General features: G+C 58.6%; 6 protein-coding genes. 4 read left to right on the forward strand and 2 right to left on the reverse strand.

The features are described from left to right. Positions 1 to 611: transketolase-like TK C-terminal-containing protein (locus tag B3849_RS07730; protein WP_286779989.1), on the forward strand; the 611-nt coding region annotated here is incomplete at its 5' end. Positions 612 to 756: 145 nt separating this feature from the next. Here B3849_RS07730 and B3849_RS07735 read toward each other — a convergent pair. Both B3849_RS07735 and B3849_RS07740 read right to left on the reverse strand, forming a co-directional pair. Then, a complete protein-coding gene (locus B3849_RS07735) occupies positions 757 to 1,767 on the reverse strand; it encodes a transketolase (RefSeq protein ID WP_278426202.1) in 1,011 nt (336 codons plus the stop codon). A gap of 292 nt (positions 1,768 to 2,059) precedes the next feature. Further along, on the reverse strand, positions 2,060 to 3,055 hold the full coding sequence (locus B3849_RS07740; RefSeq protein ID WP_278426203.1) for a DUF808 domain-containing protein: 996 nt from the start codon (positions 3,053 to 3,055) through the stop codon (positions 2,060 to 2,062). A 192-nt stretch (positions 3,056 to 3,247) separates the two neighbouring features. Here B3849_RS07740 and gap point away from each other — a divergent pair, with 192 nt between their 5' ends. From gap to B3849_RS07755, 3 genes are all read left to right on the forward strand, one after another. After that, a complete protein-coding gene (gap, locus tag B3849_RS07745) occupies positions 3,248 to 4,249 on the forward strand; it encodes a type I glyceraldehyde-3-phosphate dehydrogenase (protein WP_009826779.1) in 1,002 nt (333 codons plus the stop codon). A gap of 64 nt (positions 4,250 to 4,313) precedes the next feature. Then, positions 4,314 to 4,457: a hypothetical protein gene (locus B3849_RS07750; RefSeq protein WP_005852981.1), complete on the forward strand. Its 144-nt coding sequence runs from the start codon at positions 4,314 to 4,316 to the stop codon at positions 4,455 to 4,457. A 113-nt stretch (positions 4,458 to 4,570) separates the two neighbouring features. Next, positions 4,571 to 5,121 (forward strand): type I glyceraldehyde-3-phosphate dehydrogenase (locus B3849_RS07755; RefSeq protein WP_286779990.1); only part of this gene is annotated, 551 nt, incomplete at its 3' end.

Here is a 5,121-nt window from a genome sequence, read left to right on the forward strand (position 1 = left end):
TGGGCGAAGACGGCCCGACGCACCAACCCGTCGAGCATCTGGCCATCAGCCGCGCGACACCCAACACCTATGTGTTCCGCCCCGCTGACACGGTTGAAACCGCAGAGGCCTGGGAAATCGCGCTGAGCAGCAAAAAGACACCGTCCGTGCTGTCGCTGACCCGTCAGGGCCTGCCCACCGTGCGGCTTGAGCACAAGAACAAGAACCTCACCGAACAGGGGGCCTATGTTCTGGCGGACGCCGAAGGCAAACGTCAGGTCATCCTGATCGCCACCGGCTCTGAAGTCGAGATCGCGCTGAAAGCCCGTGACCTGCTGCAAGCCGAAGGCATCGGCACCCGCGTCGTATCCATGCCCTGCATGGAGCTGTTCGCCGCCCAAGACGAAGCCTACCGCCGCCGCGTCCTGCCCGCCGGCCCTGTCCGCGTCGGCGTCGAAGCCGCCGTACGCCAAGGCTGGGACCGCTGGCTCACCGGCGAGCGTGGCAAGTGGAACAAGGCCGATTTCGTCGGCATGGACCGCTTCGGTGCCTCCGCCCCCGCAGAAGAGCTGTTCGAAAAGTTCGACATCACCCCGCAGAACGTCGCCGACAAGGCCAAAGCGCTGCTGTGATCTGAACGGATACAGTCACAACGAAAAAGGGGGAGCATTTTGCTCCCCCTTTCTATTTTTGTACCACAATGTTGCGGGCCGTCTGACGCTGGCAAAAGCTGCGAGAGGCGTGGCGCATGCCCCTCGGTCTAACTTCAGCGTGGCCTCAAAAAATGGCGCGCGCGATCCGGATAAGTTGCAAAGTTTCGAATGCGCTGTCCTGCAACGTCACCAGCTCACCATTCACAACAGCATAGTTATTGCCGGTCTCAAGCTGTGGCAACTTGTAGGTTTGGCGCAATTCGTTCTGCGTCAACGCCGCTGTAGGTGCAATGCGCACGCCGTCTGGTAGGTTTTCAACCCGCGCCAATTCATTGATCCGCAGCAGCGATGTGTAATCTTCTTGGGTGAGCAACACAGGCTGGCCATCGATCAAAGCATAGCGCTTGCCTGCCGGTGCGGGGCGAAGATCGTAAAGCGATGCAATCTGTTCCGAGCTGAGCAACAGGGTATCGTCGTCAAGGACGACGTCACGATTTGCATCTTCTTCGACAACCACGTCCCGATCCAAGAATTCCGTACGCTGATCAAGGTAGATGGCGTCAAGCTGCTTATCGTCGTATGCCACCCATTCCTCATAGGTCACGCCTTTTTTGGCAAGTCCAGGGGGTACGCAAGGTGGGTCCATTTTTGCAAGGCCCGGTGGGCAGTTGCGATAGGTCAGCCGTATATCTTCGGGGACATCAGCAAAGGCGATTTGAGAGCCCAAGAGCGCGAGTGGCACGGCACCAAGTAGCACGCTCATGTCACGACCTTCAGGTGCGCGCACTTCGAGAACCTCGTTTGAAATACGCGAACGATCCTCCTTCGACACTTTGACTTTCACTTTTACCTTTTCGTGCTTTTCAAGCTTCTTCTCTAGCTTCTTGGCCTGTTTCTCGTGTTTCTTCTTGTGTTTCTTCTCTTTCTTCCCGTGCTTGTCCTTCTTATGCTTTTCCTTCTTCGCCTTCTTGGGGCCTTTTTCCTTGTCGTTTTTGATCTTCACGATCTGGGAGTCCTGCCCCATAGGCACGGTCAGGGAAGACATTGTCGCACTGGGCAACGCGACCCCTGCGTTTAGAACGGGCGCTACGGCGCAAGCCAGAATGGTCGCACATGCGAGGGGGGTGAATTTCACGAAAAGACCTCCATATCAGAGTGGCGGATCAAGCATCCAGCACCGAGTTTCAAAAATGGACATGTCGGGGTGAACGTTATGGAGTCCCATGCCTTACCGCTCAACCGACAAGGCGCGGCAAATGTTCCACCGCATGACAGCCTCAAGGGCTTTTCCTTCCGCAGCCCGCATTCGAACCTAGGGATTGTCTTCATAGGCAGGGTTCATAGGTGCGCCAACGATTAACCCCGACCAGCCATAAAAAAAAGGGGCGCAAGCTGCGCCCCCTTCCTCTCCCATATATCCGCCCCGTTTACGCGTGTGCGCCGGCATCCTTGCGGTTGAAGACCGCGCGCCACAGCGGGGTGATGATCTTTTCGCCGACGGGGATCAGCACCAGCCCAAGGGCCAGACCAAAGACACCGTCCATCGCGGCTTTGGCGATCCATTCGGCGGCACCTTCATACGCGACCGGAACCATATGGCCGAAAGCGACGGCGTAGTCATGGATCAGGTGGCCAAGCGCGCCGAAGCCAAGTTCTTCCATACCGTGCACGATGATCGATCCGCCGACCCAGAGCATGGCCGCCGTCCCGATAATGGTCAGCGCCTTGAGGAACCACGGCATGCCGCGAACGATCCCGCGACCCAGACCACGGGTCAGGCCGAGATTGCCGTTCTTGGCCATATAAAGCCCCACATCATCCATCTTTACGATCAGCGCGACAGAGCCATAGACCGCGATCGTGATGATCACGGCGGCAGCGGCCAAAGCGCCTGCCTCCATCCAGAAATTTGACACCTCGAGGTTTGACAGCACGATGGTCATGATCTCGGCCGAGAGGATAAAGTCGGTCTTGATCGCACCTTTGGCCTTTTGCTCTTCCAGCTTGGCGGGGTCCTTGATCACCTTTTCATCGGCACCGGGGGGATGATCCTCGTGTCCTTTGCCCCCCACCCCAAGCGCATGGGCGATCTTCTCAGCGCCTTCAAAACACAGGTAGGCCCCACCCAACATCAACAAGGGCGCGATCAACCATGGCGCGAAATTCGACAGGAGCAAACCGGCGGGCAACAAGAAGACCAGCTTGTTCTTCAGCGACCCTTTGGTGATGCGCCAGATGATCGGCAGCTCGCGGTTGGCCTCGAAGCCGCTGACGTATTTCGGGGTCACGGCGGCGTCGTCGATGACAGCACCCGCGGCCTTGGCGCTGGCCTTGGCGGCCTGGCCGAACACATCATCCACGCTGGCCGCGGCCACTTTTGCAATCGCTGCTACATCATCCAACAGGGCTAATAGGCCGCTCATTCAGTCTCTCCATATTTGTTGGCGTAAGGGTAGCGCAGCGCAGGCAGAAGGCAAAGCCGATCTGAGGGTTATCGCTAACACGAATATTTATCGCTAACATACGGAAATTAGGGGGTTTTAGCCCTTTCCCCTGTTCACGACCACCAGATATAGAACCGGCAAAGTTCCAGATCTTTGCCAAAGGACGCCCCCATGACCATCAAAGTCGGTATCAACGGATTTGGCCGCATCGGCCGCTGCACCCTGTCTCATATCGCGGCGTCGGGCCGGGATGACATCGAGGTGGTGCGCATCAACGCGACCGGCCCGCTGGAGACTGCGGCACATCTGATCAAATACGATTCCGTCCACGGGCGTTTTCCCAACGAAGTCAAGGTCGGCAACGGCACGCTGGATCTGGGGCGCGGAGAGATGGAGGTTATGTCGACCTACCAGATGAACGAGCTGAACTGGGAAGGGTGCGACGTCGTGCTGGAATGCACGGGCAAGTTCAACGACGGGCTGCTGGCAAAGGTCCATCTGGATCAGGGCGCGAAACGCGTGTTGCTGTCGGCACCGGGCAAGAACGTTGACCGCACTGTGGTCTATGGTGTGAACGACGGCGAATTGCAGGCCTCGGACACGATGGTATCGAACGGGTCGTGCACCACCAACTGTCTGGCCCCGATGGCCAAGGCGCTGCATGATGCGTTCGGCATCGAAAGCGGCATCATGACCACCGTGCACAGCTATACCGGCGACCAGCCGACGCTGGACCGCCGCCACGAAGACCTTTACCGTGCGCGCGCCGCTGCGATGGCGATCATCCCGACCTCTACCGGTGCGGCGAAAGCCTTGGGTGAAGTGCTGCCCGCGCTCAAAGGCAAGCTGGATGGCACGGCTATGCGCGTTCCAACGCCAAACGTCAGCGCGGTTGACCTGACCTTTATGGCAGGCCGTGATGTCACGGTTGAAGAGGTCAACGAGGCCATGCGCGCCGCTGCAAACGGCCCGATGTCGCGGGTCTTTGCCTATGATGCGGAACAGAAAGTGTCGGTCGATTTCAACCACACCGAACATTCGTCGATCTTCGCGCCCGACCAGACCAAGGTCGTGGGCAACCGTCTGGTGCGTGTCCTGGCGTGGTATGACAACGAATGGGCCTTCTCTGTCCGTATGGCCGATGTTGCCGTTGCCATGGGTAAACTGGGCTAAGACTTGCGACGCGCGGGTTGCCCTGTCATATCTGGGCCACCCGCAGGCAAGGACCACCGCCCCCATGGACACCCCCATCGCTGTCTCTCTCGCTGCTGTACTGCTGACCGCACTGGGGATTGATGCGCTGATCTATGGCAGCGAACATCTGATTTTCCTGACCAAGAAATTTGTCGACCTGATCGAGTGGGTGGCGTTCTGGCGCTGATCCGACAGTCGGCCCCTTCCCTCCGATCGCTTCCGGCGCAATATTGCCCTGCACAGGTTGACTCTTTGTCATAAATGTCGATGTTAGCGCTATCAAATTCAGGAGGACGCCCCATGGCTACCAAATTGGCAATCAATGGCTTTGGCCGTATCGGTCGTAACGTGTTGCGCGCGCTGATGGAGCGTGGCGACGATGATTTGCAGGTGGTGGCGATCAACGATCTCGCCCCGCTGGAAACCAACGCACATCTGTTCGAATTCGACTCGGTCCACGGGCGCTTTGGCCGTCCGGTCACCCTGGGCGACAACACGATGGATGTGGGCCAAGGCCCGATCCGCGTGACCGCAGAACGCGACCCCGCTGCCCTGCCGTGGGGCGATGTGGACATCGTGCTGGAATGCACCGGCATCTTCACCACGCGCGAGGCGGCGGCCAAACATCTGGCGAATGGATCGAAACGGGTCGTCATCTCTGCCCCCGGTAAAGACGCCATGAAAACAATTGTCTACGGTGTGAACCACGATCTGATCACCGCCGAAGACACGGTGCTGAGCAATGCCTCCTGCACCACCAACTGCATGGCACCGCTGGCCAAGACCCTGCATGACGCCTTCGGCATCAAGCACGGCCATATGACCACAATCCACAGCTACACCGGCGACCA

The sequence above is a fragment of the Sulfitobacter sp. UBA4523 genome (genome assembly GCF_002388305.1).
In the GTDB taxonomy this organism is placed as follows: Bacteria; Pseudomonadota; Alphaproteobacteria; order Rhodobacterales; family Rhodobacteraceae; genus Sulfitobacter; species Sulfitobacter pontiacus.

Excerpts from the sequence above, each read along its gene's own strand:
- B3849_RS07740 (WP_278426203.1), bottom strand. The coding sequence starts at position 3,055 with ATGAGCGGCCTATTAGCCCTGTTGGATGATGTAGCAGCGATTGCAAAA.
- gap (WP_009826779.1), top strand. The coding sequence starts at position 3,248 with ATGACCATCAAAGTCGGTATCAACGGATTTGGCCGCATCGGCCGCTGC.
- B3849_RS07750 (WP_005852981.1), top strand. The coding sequence starts at position 4,314 with ATGGACACCCCCATCGCTGTCTCTCTCGCTGCTGTACTGCTGACCGCA.